At 29.3% G+C, this 844-nt stretch carries 1 protein-coding gene; it reads right to left on the bottom strand.

Annotated features, from left to right (window positions below; translation table 11 throughout):
- Positions 1-11: 11 nt before the first annotated feature.
- A partial coding sequence (locus IY230_RS01395) for an IS3 family transposase (protein WP_196369561.1) occupies positions 12-844 on the bottom strand: 833 nt, incomplete at its 5' end.

Here is an 844-nt window from a genome sequence, read left to right as displayed (position 1 = left end):
GACATAAAAAATTATCTAAACCCTAATTCAGTTCTATACTGTATTGGGGTTTTATATTTTAATGAGTATGCGAGTCTTTCATTATTAAAATATGCTACATACTTTTTAATAATTTCTAATGGTTTATCACTATGATAAAAATTATAATCATATTTAAGTTCGTCTTTTATCCAACCATTAAGTGATTCAACAATTGGATTATCTGTAGGGGTTGCTATTCTCGACATTGACCTTTTTATGGTATGATTAAATAAAGAGTTGAAGCCTCTTGAGGTATATATTGCTCCTTGATCAGAGTGCACAATCGTGTCAAGGTTCATATATCCTCTTTTTTCTTTTTCATCTAAAAAGTTTTTTGCAGCATTATAATGATTTATTGGACTTAAACCATAATTACTGCGTCTTATATCGTAGGCTATAATTGTATTATCGAATAAATCAATATATAGATTCCAGTCATATTTACCACTTTTATGAGTGAGTATTGTTATATCTGTACATACTTTCTCAAATGGACGACTTGCATCAAAGTCATGTAGTAAATTTGGATAAATCTCATGTTCTTTTCCAGCCTTGTGGCGCTTTATTCTCACCTTTGAACGAATACCTAATAACTTACAACACTTATGACATAAAAGATCTGAAAAGTATCGATTTGTTTTATTTCTAATATAAGCTGCTCTATGTTTATAACCCCATATCTTATGTTTAACATAAGTTTCTTTAATTTCTTCTATTAACCATAATCTATTTGCTTGGTATCTGTTTATGATACCTTTTCTTTTTACCCATTTATAGTACCCTGAACGCGATACACTCATATATAGACATAAGCTTTCAACAT

Source organism: Acholeplasma laidlawii (genome assembly GCF_015709225.1).
In the GTDB taxonomy this organism is placed as follows: domain Bacteria; phylum Bacillota_I; class Bacilli_A; order Acholeplasmatales; family Acholeplasmataceae; genus Acholeplasma; species Acholeplasma laidlawii_A.
Note: the sequence above shows the minus strand (reverse complement) of the source record. Positions and strands in the feature narration are given on the sequence as shown.